The following is an 18551-nucleotide window of genomic DNA, read 5'->3' on the forward strand; positions in this document are numbered from 1 at the left end:
GATTACTCTTACCGATTGCATAGCCTATAACTTAGGTTAAATTGACAATTTTTAATATTACATCGTTTTGTCTGTCATTATTGGTCATTGTTAACCAATTTTGATGACGTCAATAAGCCATTTTTTAAGGCTAATCTTAGTTCAATTAATTCTAGAAAATTAAGCGTTGAATATTCTGCCACATAAATTCAACATTACTTTCATGTGGCAGAATAGATTGATGATAATTACCAGTTTATTTTTAAACCGATGTTACCACGAAAACTTTGATGTTTACTGCCACCAAAATTGTGTTCGTAGCGGACATCACCATATAGTTCACTTTGGGTAGTAATTGGAATATTTAAACCTAAACCAATTTCTCCCCAAGTTTTATTGAACTTCTCGCTAAGTTTATCACGTCCAATTTTTACATCATCAGGGCTAAAGAAATCATGCAAGATATTTACAATACCATATACTGACGTTTTTTGGTCTTCTGTATCTGTTGCATTATACGCAAACATGACACCAACACGACCACGTAATGTATCAGGATTATTCTGATCGACATGGCGAATATGATCATTAAAACTGTCAAGTTTCAAATACTGATATGTCAGTTGTGCTTGAGGTTCAATAGACCAATTCGTTCCACTTAATGGAATTGAATGACCTGCTTCAGCCGATAGCGCTACACCCCAACCATCTTGAGTGGATGGATTTTTACCTGTGCGAGCATTATATTTGTTGCGTAGATAAGATAATTGACCGACTAAGTCAACATAAGTGCCAGTACCGGTATAGTAGGTATTAGTGATACCCAAGCTGAAGTTATCTGATTCGCCTTTCCCTGTTTTTTTGTTACTGATAAGGATACCGTCTTTAGTACGATATTTATCAGAAAAATCAGTTTTAGCTCTGTTGTAAGACAGATAACCACCAAATAAATTCAGACCATTATTTTCTAACGATGTGATGGCGAAGTCGTGCCCAATTTGGAAACCATAGATATTGGTTTCAAAATTGAGGCGATGTTCACCATCTTGTTTTTGATGTTTACCAAAAATTCGAGCCCAAGTATTTTGACTATCGTCAGTAGCACAGTCCAAGCAATAGATTTCTCCACGACGTTCCCTTAAATTAGCTAACGTTGTGTATCCTTGCTCAAAGTTGACACTCGGCATAAGTGCATAAGCCGCAATTGGATCGGCATAAATAGTTTTATTGGTTTCGACAAGTGATTTGGTTCTTGCTTTCATTGTCCAATAGTATTCATCTCGATTATCGACGGTACGTTTAGCTAACTGAACTTCTGTCAATCCGGTCGTTTGAGCTTTACCCGTAAAGGCAACTTCTGAACCGCTATTAGCAACATTGACAACTAAAACACTATTCAAACTTTTTTCAATTTGCTTTATATTACCATCAATAATGCGTTCTGTACCATCAGCAGATAATGGAACGATGGTCGTTGTTCCTTTAGCTGTTCCACTTATATTTAAAACATCTGACTTGATGCTACTATTATTTGGGTCGTCTGAAGCATTCCATATAGTATGCATTTTCACTGTACCTTGATCACCCACATAATCACCGGCAATATCAATTGAATAGAATTCGCTTGCGCTGCGGTTAAGCGATGTTGGGTGTTTAAAGTGAATGGTTCCGGCATTTTTGACATTGGTGAGAGTAGAATGTTCAGTGATTTCCCAAAGACCTGAGTTATTTAAATTAATGCTACCATTTCCAGTTTCTATCTTGCCATACAAATTACCAGCATTATTAACGACGATAGTTCCTGTAGATGTGTTGGTAAAAAGATTACCATTGTTAGCATTCAATACACCCGTTTTCGCATTGTTAATTTCTAACGTACCTGTTTTATCATGACTAACAATAGATTGAATATTATCAATTTTACTGGTATCTAATGTTCCGGCATTATTAAATACCGCTTTTTTGCCAGATTCGACAGTACTATGTATCGCTGCCGTATCCGTCACGGATTCAATAGTCAATTTACCTAAATTAGATAGTGAACCACCATCGAGAATAATGGCTTTATAACCTTGCGGAGATTTAATATTTGTATTTTTTAATATTAAATTTCCACCTGTTTGATAAATAGCGCTTGATTCTGTCGTGGTTATGTCTAACTGTGAATCATCTGCGGCAATGATGTTTCCTCCGCTAAGATGAATACCGTTGCCCAATTGGGTATTGATAGTGGTTTGTTGATTCAAATTAACTGTACCATTTTCAACATGAATACCGTGAGTAGCATGTTTAGCATTAAGCGTGGTATTTTTGGCTAAGTTGACAGTACCATTTGTAACTTTAATTAAATTACCATTATTCGCATTTGAACTGATATTTAATTGATCGGCTTTATCACTATTGATTGTGCCACCATTAATATTGAGACCATCGCCCATTTCGGTAAAAATAGTCGTTTCTCGGTTAAGGTTTAATTTACTATTACCACCCATAGTTATACCATTACCGGCGCCTTTTGCAGTAAGGGATGTTTTGCTCGCTAAATTAATTTCTCCCAGATCTTGCAGTTTTATGACATCACCGTTACCGGTATCCGTATTATTGGAATTGACGCTATTGGTGGTTGCGTTAAGTTCGGAACCAAAAGACGCTTTCCCTTGTCCTGAGACATATAATGAAGTGCCTGATGCATAATGTTGATTCCCTGCACCATATGATTCAATTGTGGTTATACCATCAATATTCATTTCACCACCATAAATATCGATGGCGTTATGGCTAGCACCGCTTAATTTATTTGATTCTACACCCAGATTACCTTTCACATGAATCGAACCAGAAGTTTGAACAATTCCTTTTCCTTCTTTCATATTAATATTTAGATCATTATGAAATGTAGTGTCACCTGCGCTGTTTTTTAAACCAACATAATTTGCTTCAATATTGACGTTTTTCTCAAAATTTAAGATTCCCCCTAATTGGGTATCATTTAATTCCGAACCATTACGAATACCGTCACCATTCGATTTTATATTGGTTTCTCCTTTTACCGTGATGCGTGCTGAGTTTGCCTTCGTCAAAGACACGTCGATCGGGGCACCCGTTTCAAATTCGGTTTGTGACTGATCATTTTTATCGGGCCAGAAATCGGTGTGATTGATGTTTAAATTACCATTAACCACTAATTCACTATTGTCCCCTAATAAAATACTACTTGGTCGGTATTGTTTTTTTGTAGCATCTGGTGGTAAAGTTTGAGCGTTAAGATTAATCGTTAAATCGCCGTCAACGGTCACCGTTCCGCCTAAATTTGGACGATTATTTACTGGGTCTTGCTTAGGATAAGGTTCTGTCGTCCCAACGACCAAAGCATGATTTTGGTTTTTGCTGGTAATGGTCACTTTACCGTTAGTTGGATTAAAAGTCAGTTTACCGCCGTTATCAACAGTAATGACTTTATTATCTTGCCCTTTAGTTTCAATGCCCGTATAGCTGTCATCAGTAAGTTCACAGTTACTACCATTGACATTTATTTGGTTTTGAACATTGATTGAGCAAGGACCAGCTAATGCATTAGCGGAAAGCGAAGCCAATGCTGTTACTGCTAACAATTTTGAACTTTTCGTTTTCCCTTTTTTTGCCAGCTCTGAAACAACAACCCATTGTCGTTTAGAGGTGTGCCAGACTATTTTGTAAACTTTATTCATATTTTCATCCTTTTAAGGTATTTCTTAGTCAACTTTGTTAGAAATCAAGTCAACAAAGTTTTTTTTATAATTAGATCTTATTACTTGTCTTTAACGGGTTGCGTAAAAATTATCCTAACAATATTTACATTTAAATAATAATTTGATGTGAATTATGTATCTAAATTGATTTTATTGTCAGGAACTCGTTAAAGGCGATTAATTCTATTCTTATTCGATTAATAAGTATATATAAAAATCATCTTTTTATGATCATAATTTGATCAGTGAAATTAGTGGTTAAAATCAAAAATTAAATTTTTGTTAAAATGTGTAAGTGTGCATTTCGACCCGTGATTAGGGATTAATATTATTTCGATAGGCATCGGGTTAACATTAAAAAATAATGCTAATCCCGATGAAATAAAATTAAGTGAAGTGTTTTCAACTAGTAAAAAAGAAATATTTAAAGTTCTTTTAGGATTTATTAACAGGCAATATTCATCTGATGTCACTGACTGACCCCATTCTATTTTTACGTTGTCAAATAAAAAATAATAAATTATTAACAATAAAAACAGGGATTAATATGCCAATTGACCATTTCATATACCCAAAAAAACTAGGCATCTCGATTTGATTTTGGGTCGCAATACTTTTAACCATAAAGTTAGGTGCATTACCAATATAGCTTAAAGCCCCCATAAAAACAGACCCCATAGATACGGCTAACAAGGTCTTTTCAAGCGAAGTCATTAATATTGTTGCATCACCCGATGCTAAATTAAAAAAGACAAGGTAAGTTGGTGCATTGTCTAAAAAGCCTGATAGGAGCCCGGAAAGCCAAAAATACATACTATTAATGGGGTGCGCTTGTTGATTATTGACTAACGAAACTAGTGGCGATAACGCTCCGTCACTGCCTGCTTTTAAAATGGCCAGAACAGGTACAATTGTAATAAATATACCAATGAATAGTTTAGCTACTTCAATAATAGGTTCCCAATTAAACTCATTAGCTGCGCGAATGTTTTTCGGAGTTATGCAAATAGAAATTAGGGTGATAATGATAAAAACGCCATCTCGGACAAGGTTAGGTAAACTTAGATGCGTCTCGAATAGCGTTATCTCTATAGAAGAATGCCATATTCCAGATAATAGAACCATTGCAATAATCAGGATTAACAGCAACACATTATTTAATCCATAAAACTTTATGGAACTGTTATTTTTGGGCATTGTGGCTAAATGTTGCTTTCCGTACTGTAATTGGAAATAGTGGCGATCAATGAAATAAAAAATCGTAAGTAATAATGTTGAAGTTAACAATACTGGTAATAACATATGGCTCATTGTCCAGAAAAAATCGACACCTTTTAAAAAACCGATAAATAGTGGCGGATCACCAAGTGGTGTCAATCCTCCTCCTATATTAGCCACTAAAAAAATGAAGAAGATAATAATGTGAACGGCTTGTTTTCGATTGCGATTGGCTCTGATAAGGGGGCGTATCATTAGCATGGCAGCTCCAGTTGTTCCCATGATTGAAGCTAATAAAGTGCCCACTGCTAATAAGCATACATTTAATTTTGGGGTACTGACTATTTCACTTTTAATTAAAATACCACCTGATACGGTAAACAGCGCCAGCAATAACAGAATAAAAGGGAGATATTCAGCGAATATTGCATGAGTAGTTAGCTCAAGAGTTGATTGCCACCCAAAAAAATAACATGCTGATCCCATAAAGAGCAACGTCCAAAAAATGGTGATCTTGCCATAATGATGATGCCAAATTCGGGGGATCAATAATGGTAACAATGCTATCGACAACAAAATACCAACAAATGGGATACCCCAACAGAGTGATAGATGTTGACCACTAAAATCATCAGCATACAAGTCGAAAGGGATGAAGGTTAATATAATCAGTGGTGCGAGTGATATTTTAATTAATTGTTTCATTAGATCTATTTTAATTATTTATTTATCACCTATTATAACAAATATTTTAAAGGTAATAATGATTGCTGATTGTTGTATCCGTTACAGTTCTGAAAAGTTTGAATATTTGCTATGTTAATAGTTGCAATTTGCTAGTAACCTATGTGAATGATGCCTAATTCATCATGTTTGTATTTTTCTCAATGCAAAACGCCATTATAATAAATAATAGTACATATTTCTGGAATAAACATGCCAAACCGATCACCAACTATCAACACATCGCCTTTACATATTCGCAATAAACATCGCCATGGATATGACTTTGCACAATTAATTAAAGCTGTGCCAGAATTTTCAGCTTTTGTTAAACGGAATCAATACGGAAATTTATCGATTGATTTTGCTGATCCTAACGCTGTCAGAATGTTAAATAAAGCACTACTATTGACCTATTACCAACTTTCTTATTGGGATATTCCTAACGATTATTTGTGTCCACCAATACCCGGACGAGCCGATTATATGCATTATTTGGCCGACTTGCTGGCAGAAGATAATCAACATATCATGATTACGGGTAAAAAAGTTCAGGTGTTGGATATCGGTATGGGAGCCAATATGATCTATCCTATCATTGGTCGAGCTGAGTATGGTTGGTCATTTGTGGGCAGTGATATCAATCCAACAGCCATCAAAGTTGCATCATTAATCACAAAGGCTAATATGTTACTCAAGGGATCTGTTCAATGTCGATTGCAAAAAAATTGTTTGGCGATTTTTGATGGGATTATTCAGCCTAAAGAGTTTTATATGCTTACCCTTTGTAATCCTCCTTTTCATGCGTCAGCGCAAGCTGCCTTGGCCAGTACCCAGAAGAAACTCAAAAATCTAGGAAAATTGGGTGATTCAAAACAAAAAACAGTACTGAATTTTGGTGGGCAACATATGGAGTTATGGTGTCAAGGTGGCGAAAGTACATTTATCAGTAATATGATAAAAGAGAGTGCCAATTATAAAACACAGTGTTTATGGTTTACGACATTGGTTTCAAAAAAAGAATCATTACCGGTAATTAGAAAACACTTAAAAGCCGTTAAAGCTATTGAGACAAAAATTGTGCCTATGGCACAAGGACAAAAAATTAGCCGTTTTGTCGCATGGACTTACTTTAATAAAGCAGAACGTCAACAGCTTCTAGCAAATTATTAATGTTTAGTAAAATATCTCAAACAGACTGATATTTAAGTACTACAAAGGCGAGTGATTAATCACCCAAGATGTCCTGCAAAAATAGTATTCAATAATTTTTGTGTTGTTAATTGACCTTTTCTTGTTTTATCTAATCAGATGTTTAATCAACATGCTATTTTTAACATATATAAAAAATGATATGTAATCAATGTTTAATATTAAAAATGGGTATTCATTAATTATATAATTCTTTGTTATAACTAAAAATTATTATTTTTCTTATAAAAAATTAACGATAATTAAAATGCTTTGCAATGAACAGTAATGGTTATAATATAATCAATACTGAAGCGATTTCCATTTAGGTATAAGGAAGATAATATGAGTAAGAATACGACGGCAGAACTGATTGAAAAGTTAGAAACTATTGTGGGCAAAAAGCACACATTAACTGATCCTTCCCGTACTTTACTTTATCGTAAAGGTATTCGTTTTGGGGAAGGTGATGCTATTGCAGTGGTTTTACCCGGTACGTTAGTTGAACAGTGGCTAGTTTTAAAAGCGTGTGTTGAAGCCGATGTCATTGTGATTACTCAATCGGCAAATACAGGATTAACCGGTGGTTCTACACCTGACGGTAATGATTATGATAGGCCTGTGGTAATTGTCAGTACTCGTCGACTTGAAGGTATTCAAGTGATTGAAAATGGTGAGCAAGTGGTTTGTTTGCCAGGCAGTACACTATTTAAACTTGAAAAAGAGTTAAAAAAATATAATCGTGGGCCGCATTCGGTAATAGGTTCATCTTGTATTGGCGCATCCGTTATGGGTGGGGTGTGTAATAATTCTGGTGGTGCTTTAATCCAGCATGGGCCTGCCTATACACAAATGGCCGTATTTGCTCAATTAGATGATCAAGGACAATTGCATCTGGTTAACCATTTAGGGATTGAATTAGGTGATGATCCAGAGACGATCTTACAAAATCTTCAAAATCATACTTATACTGAAAAAGACATTAATCATGATGCAGGTTTAGGACACGATCATCATTATTGCGATCATGTTCGTGAGATTGATGCCGATACGCCAGCGCGTTTTAATGCCGATCCAACTAGACATTACGAAGCTTCGGGTAGTGCAGGTCGGTTAATGGTATTTGCTGTACGATTAGATACATTTCCACTTGAAAAAAATAGTGCAGTATTTTATATCGGTACTAATAATACTGATGATCTTGATGAAATCCGACGTCATATTTTAGCTCACTTTAAAAATTTGCCGGTATCGGGCGAATATATTCATCGTGATGCATTTGATATCGCTGCTGTATATGGTAAACATATCTATTTAGCCATACAAAAATTAGGGACAAATGTGATTCCTCGCTTATATGCATTTAAAAATTTCGTTGATCGTGTCAGTACAAAAATTCCATTCTTCCCCAATAATTTTTCAGATCGATTTGCGGTGTCTGTGAGTAAATTACTTCCTAACCACTTACCTAAATCTATTCGTGATTATCGTGATCGTTTTGAACATCATCTTATTTTAAAAATGGCCGATGATGGCATAGCGGAAGCTCAGGCATTTTTGCAAACATTTTTTCAAAACAAACAAAGCGACTATTTTCATTGTAATGAGAAAGAAGCAGAAGCGGCGATGTTGCATCGTTTTGCGACAGCTGGTGCTGCAACTGTTTATCGTAGTGTCCATTCGGATACGGTTGAAGATTTGGTGGCACTGGATATTGCTTTACGACGTAATGATAAAGATTGGTTTGAAACATTACCAGAAAATATAAGTCAGCATTTTATTCATAAATTATATTATGGGCATTTCTTCTGTTCTGTTTTTCACCAAGATTATATTGCCAAAAAAGGAACAGATTGCCACAAAGTGAAAGAAGCGATGTTAGCTATTTTAGATCAGCGTGGGGCACAATATCCTGCTGAACATAATGTTGGTCATTTATATCAAGCTAACGCTGATTTGAAAAAATTCTATCAGCAATTAGATCCGACTAACAGCCTCAATCCAGGTATTGGTAAGACATCGAAAAAGAAATATTGGCAGTAATTTGACCTTAAACGAAAACCGCCAGTATTGATAAACTGGCGGTGTTATGTTGATATGACTAAATAATCATATTGTTCAATAATTCGATTAATATATTGTCTTGAAAATCATTTGTATATCAAAGTAATTTTTTTAATTGATATAACATTTCTAATGCCTGTTTCGGTGTTAATGCATCAGGATCTATACGTTTTAAAGCCTCTTCAACTTCAGAAGGTTCTGATTCAGTTTCAAACGAAAGTTGCGAGCTATCAACATGGCTGTTCGCTGTCTGTTTTGAAATCATTTCAAGCTCTTTCAATTTCTGTTTGGCCCGTTTTAAAACCGTTTTAGGCACACCAGCTAAACCCGCAACGGCGATACCGAAACTTTTGCTTGCTGCACCTTCAGAAACTTCATGAATAAATGCAACGGTATTATCATGTTCAATAGCATCAAAATGGATGTTATAGACACCTTGCATATGTTCAGGTAGTTGAGTTAATTCAAAGTAATGAGTAGCAAATAGGGTCATTGCCTTAATGTGATTAGCTAAATTTTCTGCACATGCCCAAGCCAATGAAAGCCCATCATAGGTTGAAGTGCCTCGACCAATTTCATCCATCAGTACCAAACTTTGTTCAGTTGCGTTATGCATAATATTGGCTGTTTCGGTCATTTCAACCATAAAAGTAGAACGCCCGGATGCTAAATCATCTGATGCACCTATCCGCGTAAAGATGCGATCAACAGGCCCAATCACGGCTTTAGATGCAGGAACAAAGCTACCAATATAAGTCAGTAAAACAATCAATGCAGCTTGACGCATATAGGTGCTTTTCCCGCCCATATTTGGGCCCGTAATAATAAGCATTCTGCGGTTTGGTGATAGCAAAAGCGAGTTAGCAATAAATGGTGTTTTTAATACTTGTTCTATAACCACATGTCGACCATCTTTAATTTCAATTCCTGCACTATTAGATAATGTCGGGCACTGATAATTAAGTGTTAAAGCACGTTCAGCAAGGTTAGTTAGTACATCAAGTTCAGCTATTGCATCAGCACTCATTTGCATATTCGCTAAATCAGGCAATAGTAACTCAAAAAGTTGATCGTAAAGTTGTTTTTCTAAAGCTAATGCACGACCTTTAGAGGTTAACACTTTATCTTCATATTCTTTTAATTCTGGAATAATATAACGTTCAACATTCTTCAATGTTTGCCGTCTGGTATAGTGAATCGGCGCTAAATGGCTTTGCCCTCGACTTATTTGAATATAGTAACCATGTACCGCATTAAATCCGACTTTTAAGGTATCGATACCTAGCGTTTCACGCTCGCGAATCTCGAGTTGTTCCAGATAATTCGTTGCACCGTCAGCAAGATTACGAAGTTCATCTAATTCGGCATTATAGCCAGTTGCAATCACCCCTCCATCACGAATAATAACGGATGGGGCTTCAACAATCGCTTGATTTAAAAGATCGGCTATCTGATCAAATTGATTGATTTTAGCTCGTAAAGCAATTAAATAAGGTGATGAGTGATGATTTAACAATTGTTGTAATTCTGGCAATACATTATAAGCATCACGTAAACGAGCAAAATCACGTGGGCGTGCTGTTCTTAACGCTAATCTGGCTAAAATTCGTTCCAGATCACCAATTTGCTTTAAGAACGGTTGAATATCACTAAGATCATGTTGTAATTCGCTAATGGCTTCTTGTCTATTTTGCAAAATAACCACATTACGGATAGGCGAATGCAACCAACGTTTTAACATTCGGCTTCCCATAGCGGTTTGCGTTTTGTCTAATATATCGGCAACCGTATTTTCAGTGCCACCACATAAATTTTCGGTGATTTCTAAGTTTCGGCGAGTAGCTGCATCTAAAACAACAAAATCATAGGCTGACTCTTTAATGATAGAGCGAATATGGGGCAGGGCTGTGCGTTGAGTATCTTTCACATATTGTAATAAACAACCTGCGGCAGACAATGCATAACAACAATCTTCAACTCCAAATCCGACTAAATCATTCGTTCCAAATTGTAACTTAAGCTGTTGTTTTGCTGTTTCAAGATCAAAGTCCCATAATGGGCGCCGTCTTAAGCCATTACGATTGTCAATTAATGACATGGATTCGAAATCTTCAGGATAAAGAAGTTCAACCGGATTTGTCCGCTGTAGTTCAGCTTGCATTGCTTCAACGTTATCGCATTCGAATACAAAAAAACGACCAGAACTGATATCAAGAGTTGCATAACCAAAATGATTTTTGTGCTGCCAAATGGAAGCCAACAAATTATCTTTTCGATCTTCTAAAAGTAATTCATCACTTACTGTGCCAGGGGTGACTATACGAACAACCTTACGCTCAACAGGCCCTTTACTGGTAGCAGGATCGCCAATCTGCTCACAAATTGCGACCGACTCACCCAACGCAATGAGTTTTGCTAAATAACTTTCAACCGCATGATAAGGCACGCCTGCCATTGGAATAGGTTCACCATTTGAAGAGCCTCTTTTTGTTAACGAGATATCAAGAAGTTGCGAAGCCCGTTTGGCATCATCATAAAACATCTCATAAAAATCACCCATACGATAAAACAGTAAAATATCCGGATTTTCTGCTTTCAATTTTAGGTATTGTCGCATCATTGGTGTGTGGTCGGTGAAGTTGTCGTATTCGGTCATATTATCAATTCTTTTTTATCTAAAACTCAGGCGATTACTATTTCTACTCTTATTCACTTTATCGCAAAATCTTTGATTTTGCTCTTAAGTATCAAGGTAACTGTCTTAAAAAACCTAAAAATCGGTGAAACTTATTATTATATTAGGCATTGTTTAATATTAAATGATTGTATCACTTTATAGGCTGTATTGAAAATGAGGTGATGAGGTCATAATGAATTTATTGTTTTATATCAGAGTTTAGTCTGGTAATGATTAAAATCTTAACAGGATGTAACCATAGAGGATCTAAAACAGGTAAAAAGTAAGTTTTATATAATTGGCAATTGTGTTGAATGAGGTAGCAGAAGATACATATGAGTACTTACGAAAAGGGATCAAAGCAACATATTATTTATATCGTTGCGATGATGAATGTTGAGGATGGTTACAGAAAAGGGATAGATTTTTGAATAGTTCAAAAGATTTGTAAAATTGATTTATTACGAATCCATAGTTTTTGAATTTATATCTTATTTCAGTAGTTAAATTAACGATTCAAGAATATAGTAAATATTGATAGCAAAACATTCTAAACTACAAATAAACTAAAGTTATCAGATTTACTTGCGGGTGATAAATTATTAGATCCAATAGTTGTAATTGATGAACATTATTATGGTAAGGCAATTGGCTATCCTCAACACCATGGAGTAATATAATTTGCAATCTAGCAATTGAATATTTTTAAATATATTTAATCTTCTATGGTATATTATCTTCAAAAAATAAAAATTATTTTTAGAGACTTTAAACGTTAAAGAAATGAGTTAAAAATTATGGGGAAATCAGAAAAGCTAACTCGTCAAGAACTTATTGATAGTGAATTGCTTAAATCTGGCTGGAATGTTAAGGATTTAACGCAAGTGAAACAGGAGTTTAATGTCGTTGTTTCACCGAATTCTGCTGCTGAGCCTGTACCTCCTTATCAACGCCACCAATTTAGTGATTATGTTTTATTAGGTAAAAATGGCAAACCTATTGCTGTAGTAGAAGCTAAAAAAACAAGCAAAGACGCAAAGTTAGGTCGAGAACAAGCTAAACAGTACTGCTATCACATTCAAAAACAGTTTAATGATGAGTTACCTTTTTGTTTTTATACAAACGGACTTGAAATATATTTCTGGGATTTGGGAAATTCACCTCCGAGAAAAATTTTAGGGTTTCCAACACGAGATGATTTAGAACGTTTACAGTATCTACGTCGCCATCGAAAAAGTCTCTCTCAAGAACTGATTAATACAGATATTGCTGGACGAGATTATCAAATTCGTGCAATACGTTCGGTATTAGAGGCGATTGAGCAAAAAAAACGAAATTTTCTCTTGGTTATGGCAACAGGAACAGGTAAAACTCGCACTTGTATCGCCATGATTGATGCTTTAATGCGTGCTAAACACATCGAAAAAGTGTTGTTTTTAGTTGACCGAATAGCGTTACGTGAGCAAGCATTAGCAGCATTTAAAGAGCATTTACCCAATGAACCTCGCTGGCCGAATGTCGGTGAGAAATTAATTACCACTGATCGGCGTATTTATGTATCAACATATCCTTCAATGCTCAATATTCTCAGAGGTGATATTCAGCATTTATCACCACATTTTTTTGATTTAATTGTTATTGATGAAAGCCATCGTTCTATTTATAACACTTTTGGCGAAATCATAAACTATTTTAATACTCTAACATTAGGACTAACGGCTACACCAACCGATATTATTGATCATAACACTTTCCGGTTATTTGATTGTGAGGACGGTCTTCCTACCTTTGCTTATACCTATGAAGAAGCAGTGAACAATTTACCGCCTTATTTATGTAATTTTCAGGTAATGAAAATTCAAACTAAATTCCAGATAGATGGTATTAGTAAACGTACCATATCTTTAGAAGATCAAAAGAAGCTTATCTTAGATGGCAAAGATATTGAAGAGTTGAATTTTGAAGGTTCACAGCTTGAAAAAACAGTTATAAATAAAGGTACTAATACACTGATTGTCAAAGAGTTTATGGAAGAATGTATTAAAGACCAAAACGGAGTTTTGCCAGGTAAAACAATTTTCTTTTGTTCTTCTATGGCTCATGCTCGACGTATTGAAGAAACCTTTGATAAACTCTATCCGCAATATAATGGTGAACTGGCTAAAGTATTAGTGTCTGATGATTCTCGAGTTTATGGTAAAGGCGGTCTTTTAGATCAATTCACCAATAATGATATGCCTAGGATCGCAATAAGTGTTGATATGTTGGATACCGGTATTGACATTCGAGAGATTGTTAACTTAGTTTTTGCTAAACCGATTTATTCATATACTAAATTTTGGCAAATGATAGGTCGTGGTAGTCGATTATTGGAAAGTAATAAAATAAAACCATGGTGTATAGAGAAAGATACATTTCTTATTTTAGATTGTTGGGATAATTTTGAATACTTTAAGCTAACGCCTAAAGGTAAAAAACTAATACCTCAATTGCCGTTGCCTGTTCGTTTAGTTGGAATTCGGTTAGATAAAATCGAAAAAGCCTTAGATATTGACGAAATAGCTATTGCTCAAAATGAAATCTCAAAATTGCAAACACAAATTAAAGACTTACCACAAGACTCTATTGTCATTAAAGATGCTGCTGGAATTTTAGAGAAACTTAATTTGGATGATTTCTGGGCAAAAGTCGATCATCAAAAAATAGCTTTTTTGCGTAATGACATTAAACCATTATTTCGAACTCTCTCTAACACCGACTTTAAAGCGATGCGATTTGAACGAGATTTGTTAGAATTTTCATTAGCGCGATTAAATCAAGCGCAAGAACGAGCTGAATTATTACAGCAAGCTATTATTGAAAAAATTTGTCTTTTACCTTTGAATATCTCTTTTGTTCAGGTAGAAGAACCGCTTATTCGAGAAGCTCAACGAAACTATTTTTGGGCAAATATTACCGAATCAGCTTTAGATAACCTAAATAACAAATTAGGACCATTGATGAAGTTGTGTGAAACCAACCCTAGTTATTCTGGTCCAGTGTATTTAAATTTACAAGATAGTTTACATCATAAGGAATGGGTTGAATTTGGACCACAACATGAATCGGTTAGCATAACCCGCTATCAGGAAATGGTTGAAACATTAGTTCTTGAACTGACAGCGCATAATCCTTTATTAGCAAAAATAAAAGAAGGTCAATCTCTTGATGCTACGGAAGCAAAGCAACTAGCTGAGTTACTTCATGCCGAACATCCACATATTACTGAAGATTTACTGCGCCAAGTGTATAAAAATCGTAAAGCTCACTTTATCCAGTTTATTCGGCATATACTTGGTGTTGAGGTGTTAAAAAGTTTTCCAGATACTGTTAATGAAGCGTTCGAACAATTTATTCAGCAGCACACTCACTTAACTAGTCGTCAGTTGGAATTTTTGAATTTGCTAAAAAATTTTATTATTGAACGCGAAAAAGTCAGTCGTAAAGATTTAATTAGCGCACCATTTACGATAATTCATCCTCAAGGTATTCGAGGTGTATTTAGTCAAATAGAAATAAATGACATATTACAGCTAACCGAAAGACTTGCGGCTTAATTTAAGCAAGTTTAAACAGTTAAAATAAGGTACACAATTAATGTTACAAAATAATCCCCAACTTAAAAGTCTGATCAATCAATTATGGAACAAATTTTGGAGTGGTGGCATTTCCAATCCTTTAACTGCAATTGAACAAATTACTTATTTGCTATTTATGAAACGAATTGATGAAGTTGAATTGAAAAAACAGGCTGATGCAGAGTTCACAGGAGAAACATATGAATCTAAATTTTCAGGCATATGGATCCCACCAGAATACCGTGCAAAAATTTTGGAAAGTGATACTGAAGAACAGATCAAAGATAAATATGCCCAAGAGCAACAATACGCAATTGATAAACAAGAGTTGCGTTGGAGTGAATTTAAACGCAAACCTGCTGATGAGCTGCTACAGCATGTACAAAATAAGGTTTTCCCGTTTTTAAAGGATCTTAATGGTGAAGAATCCCATTTTACTCACCATATGAAAAATGCAGTTTTTATTATTCCCAAAGCGGCATTATTAGTCGAAGCGGTAAAAACCATTGACCTAATTTTTGAGGTAATGGAGCAAGATTCTGCAGAAAACGGACAAGCATTTCAAGATATTCAAGGTGACGTGTACGAATATTTATTATCAGAAATTGCTTCAGCAGGAAAAAACGGTCAATTTCGTACACCGCGCCATATTATCAAGCTGATTGCCGAATTAGTGCAACCACAATTAGGACATCGAATTGCCGATCCGGCGTGTGGAACAGCGGGTTTTTTATTGGGGGCGTACCAGTATGTTACTACTCAACTCGCGCTAAAGTATGGTACTGACGTTGCTGAATTAGTTGCCGATGAAGATGGATTTATCCGGACATCATTGGCGGCCGTGTTGACACCAGAAAATCAAAAAATATTGGAACACTCATTAATTGGTTTTGATATTGATAGTACCATGGTTCGCTTAGGTTTAATGAATTTGATGATGCACGGCATTAATGAGCCTCAAATTGATTATCAAGATACGTTAAGCAAAGGATTTAATGAAGAATCTTGCTATGACATTATCATGGCAAATCCACCATTTACAGGTAGTATCGATAAAGGTGATATTAACGAAAATCTGCAAGTTGCCACCACAAAATCTGAATTACTGTTTGTTGAAAACATTTATCGATTATTAAGAAAAGGTGGTACGGCCGGCGTAATTATCCCACAAGGCGTGCTATTTGGTAGTGGAAAAGCCTTCAAAGATTTACGCAAAATTTTAGTGGAACGTTGTCAATTAAAAGCCGTAATCAGTATGCCTAGTGGTGTGTTTAAACCTTATGCCGGAGTCAGTACAGCAATCTTACTTTTCACAAAAGTCTGGGATGCTAAAGATGAGGTGATAAAACCAGCGACAGAACAGGTATGGTTTTATGATATGCATTCTGATGGTTATACGTTAGATGATAAACGTAGCAAACTTGATGGATACGGCGATTTACAAGACATTGTCACCCAATATCATCAACGTGACAACAATATACAATCTGAACGTACTCAAAAATACTTTTCTGTTCCTTATCAAGAGATTAAGGATGAAGGTTATGATCTTTCGTTTAATCGTTATAAAGAAGAGATTTTTGAAGAAATTGAATATGAAGCGCCAACTGTTATTTTAGATAAGTTGATAATGGCTGAAGTGGGAAATGCTGATGAAAATGATTTAGCGAACATTAAAAGTGGTATTGTAAAAGAGCTTTTAGAGTTAAAAGGAATGATTAAATGAAGTCTGATAAAATAGAGCATCTTTTCGAATTTCTTCCAAAATCAAAAATTAAAGCAGCAGAAGGTAAAGAAACTGGACGATATCCTTTTTATACATCTAGTGAAATACAGTCCAAATATATTAATAGCTTCTTATATTATCCAGATTGTTTAATTTTCGGAACAGGTGGAAAATCGAGTATACATTTAGCTAAAAATCAATTTGCAACATCCACTGATTGTATTGTAATTACGCCGAAAAAAAACACATCGATTAATATAGATTATGTTTTTCAATATATTAAATATAATAGAAAGTTGTTAGATAATGGATTTAAAGGTGCAGGTCTTAAACATATATCCAAAGCTTATATTTCAAAAATCCCTATTAAATATTATGAAAATATCAATCACCAAATTCGCACCGCTTATTTATTAACTAAGATAGAGCTGTTAATTAAGCAACGTAAACAGAATTTACAACAATTAGATGATTTTATAAAAAGTGTGTTTTTAGATATGTTTGGTGATCCTCTCAAAAATGATAAAAAATGGGAAAAGGTTGCACTAAACAATTTTGGTAAAGTTATTACAGGAAATACACCTCCTAGAAAAGATGAATCAAATTATTCAGTTAAATATATTGAGTGGATTAAAACAGATAATATTATAGAAGAATTGCTTTATATTACTAAAGCATCTGAATATTTATCAGAAACTGGAATTTTGAAAGCTAGAATTCTAACAAAGGGAGCACTGTTAGTTACTTGTATTGCTGGTAGCATTTCTTCTATTGGTAGAGCTTCACTTACAAACAGAAAAGTATGTTTTAATCAGCAAATTAATGCAATTCAACCAAATAAAGATACTAATCCATTTTATTTATATGCATTGTTCAAAGTTCAAAGAAAATATGTTCAAAGTTTCGCTAACAAAGGGATGAAAAAGATCATTACAAAAGGTGAGTTTGAAAAAATAGAAATGATAAAACCGCCAGTCGACCTACAAAATCAATTTGGAGTCATTGTTGAAAAAGTAGAAATAATTAAAGAACTATACCAACAAAGTCTTACTGAATTAGAAAATCTTTATGGTGCAGTAAGCCAAAAGGCGTTTAAAGGAGAGTTAGATTTAGACAAAATCCCTTTTATTGAAGCCTCACAGACTCAAAAACAGGTTAATATTATTGATAAAGAACAGGATACTCAAACAATTACTCAATCCAAACCATCATTTCATCTTTATCCTTTTTTAAAGGGAGTAGATATATTAACTGTGAAAGGGCGTTTGGAGTTAATTAAATTTTGGTTTGAACAATCTTTAAAAAATACAAAAAAAGGTAATCCTTTATCAATAGAGACATTTTGGCAAAATGCAAAGTTTAATTTCGAACCGTATCGAGATAAACAACTTAACATTGCTGAAAAAAACAATAAAAGTGATGAAGTCGATGCAATAAATAATCTTAATTTAGGGATACAAGAATACGATTTTTTAAAAGAGTTAATCTTTGAAAAATTAGCTGACGGACTATTATATCAGGAATTGTCAGAAGTTGAAAAAGTTGAATTGGCTCAATTAACAAATGAAAATGATTTGGATACTAAAAATACAATAATATTAAAAAATAATATGCTCTAAGGGATTTAA

The 18551-nt window shown here is 34.7% G+C and carries 8 protein-coding genes; 5 read left to right on the forward strand and 3 right to left on the reverse strand.

What is annotated here, in order from left to right; translation table 11 throughout:
* Window positions 1–227: 227 nt before the first annotated feature.
* Complete coding sequence (locus tag J3U35_RS10410) at window positions 228–3686, reverse strand: autotransporter outer membrane beta-barrel domain-containing protein (protein WP_267361221.1); 3459 nt, start codon at window positions 3684–3686, stop codon at window positions 228–230.
* Window positions 3687–4208: 522 nt separating this feature from the next.
* The gene (locus tag J3U35_RS10415) at window positions 4209–5630 is read right to left on the reverse strand and encodes a sodium:proton antiporter (RefSeq protein ID WP_267361223.1); all 1422 of its coding nucleotides are present in this window, start codon (window positions 5628–5630) and stop codon (window positions 4209–4211) included.
* A 231-nt stretch (window positions 5631–5861) separates the two neighbouring features.
* On the opposite strand from J3U35_RS10415, the gene rlmF reads away from it, so the two are divergent.
* Window positions 5862–6821, forward strand: coding sequence for a 23S rRNA (adenine(1618)-N(6))-methyltransferase RlmF (gene rlmF, locus J3U35_RS10420; protein WP_267361225.1), 960 nt, complete (start codon window positions 5862–5864; stop codon window positions 6819–6821).
* A gap of 363 nt (window positions 6822–7184) precedes the next feature.
* Window positions 7185–8882: a D-lactate dehydrogenase gene (gene dld / locus J3U35_RS10425; RefSeq protein ID WP_267351367.1), complete on the forward strand. Its 1698-nt coding sequence runs from the start codon at window positions 7185–7187 to the stop codon at window positions 8880–8882.
* 118 nt (window positions 8883–9000) lie between these two features.
* Here dld and mutS read toward each other — a convergent pair whose 3' ends face one another.
* On the reverse strand, window positions 9001–11559 hold the full coding sequence (mutS, locus tag J3U35_RS10430; RefSeq protein ID WP_267361227.1) for a DNA mismatch repair protein MutS: 2559 nt from the start codon (window positions 11557–11559) through the stop codon (window positions 9001–9003).
* Window positions 11560–12377: 818 nt separating this feature from the next.
* On the opposite strand from mutS, the gene J3U35_RS10435 reads away from it, so the two are divergent.
* From J3U35_RS10435 to J3U35_RS10445, 3 genes are read left to right on the forward strand one after another with little or no spacing between them, the layout of a single operon-like run.
* Window positions 12378–15176, forward strand: a complete 2799-nt coding sequence (locus J3U35_RS10435; protein ID WP_267361229.1) for a DEAD/DEAH box helicase family protein — start codon at window positions 12378–12380, stop codon at window positions 15174–15176.
* 40 nt (window positions 15177–15216) lie between these two features.
* Window positions 15217–16923, forward strand: a complete 1707-nt coding sequence (locus J3U35_RS10440; protein WP_267361231.1) for a type I restriction-modification system subunit M — start codon at window positions 15217–15219, stop codon at window positions 16921–16923.
* Window positions 16920–18542, forward strand: coding sequence for a restriction endonuclease subunit S (locus tag J3U35_RS10445; protein WP_267361233.1), 1623 nt, complete (start codon window positions 16920–16922; stop codon window positions 18540–18542). The genes J3U35_RS10440 and J3U35_RS10445 overlap by 4 nt, the downstream gene beginning before the upstream one ends.
* The last annotated feature ends 9 nt before the right edge of the window (window positions 18543–18551 follow it).

The sequence above is a fragment of the Gilliamella sp. B2717 genome (genome assembly GCF_026536675.1).
Lineage (GTDB): Bacteria > Pseudomonadota > Gammaproteobacteria > Enterobacterales > Orbaceae > Gilliamella > Gilliamella apicola_I.

What these genes read in the sequence shown, in the direction of transcription:
- rlmF (WP_267361225.1), top strand. Translation starts at nt 5,862, where the DNA reads ATGCCAAACCGATCACCAACTATCAACACATCGCCTTTACATATTCGC.
- J3U35_RS10435 (WP_267361229.1), top strand. Translation starts at nt 12,378, where the DNA reads ATGGGGAAATCAGAAAAGCTAACTCGTCAAGAACTTATTGATAGTGAA.
- dld (WP_267351367.1), top strand. Translation starts at nt 7,185, where the DNA reads ATGAGTAAGAATACGACGGCAGAACTGATTGAAAAGTTAGAAACTATT.
- J3U35_RS10415 (WP_267361223.1), bottom strand. Translation starts at nt 5,630, where the DNA reads ATGAAACAATTAATTAAAATATCACTCGCACCACTGATTATATTAACC.
- J3U35_RS10445 (WP_267361233.1), top strand. Translation starts at nt 16,920, where the DNA reads ATGAAGTCTGATAAAATAGAGCATCTTTTCGAATTTCTTCCAAAATCA.
- mutS (WP_267361227.1), bottom strand. Translation starts at nt 11,559, where the DNA reads ATGACCGAATACGACAACTTCACCGACCACACACCAATGATGCGACAA.
- J3U35_RS10410 (WP_267361221.1), bottom strand. Translation starts at nt 3,686, where the DNA reads ATGAATAAAGTTTACAAAATAGTCTGGCACACCTCTAAACGACAATGG.
- J3U35_RS10440 (WP_267361231.1), top strand. Translation starts at nt 15,217, where the DNA reads ATGTTACAAAATAATCCCCAACTTAAAAGTCTGATCAATCAATTATGG.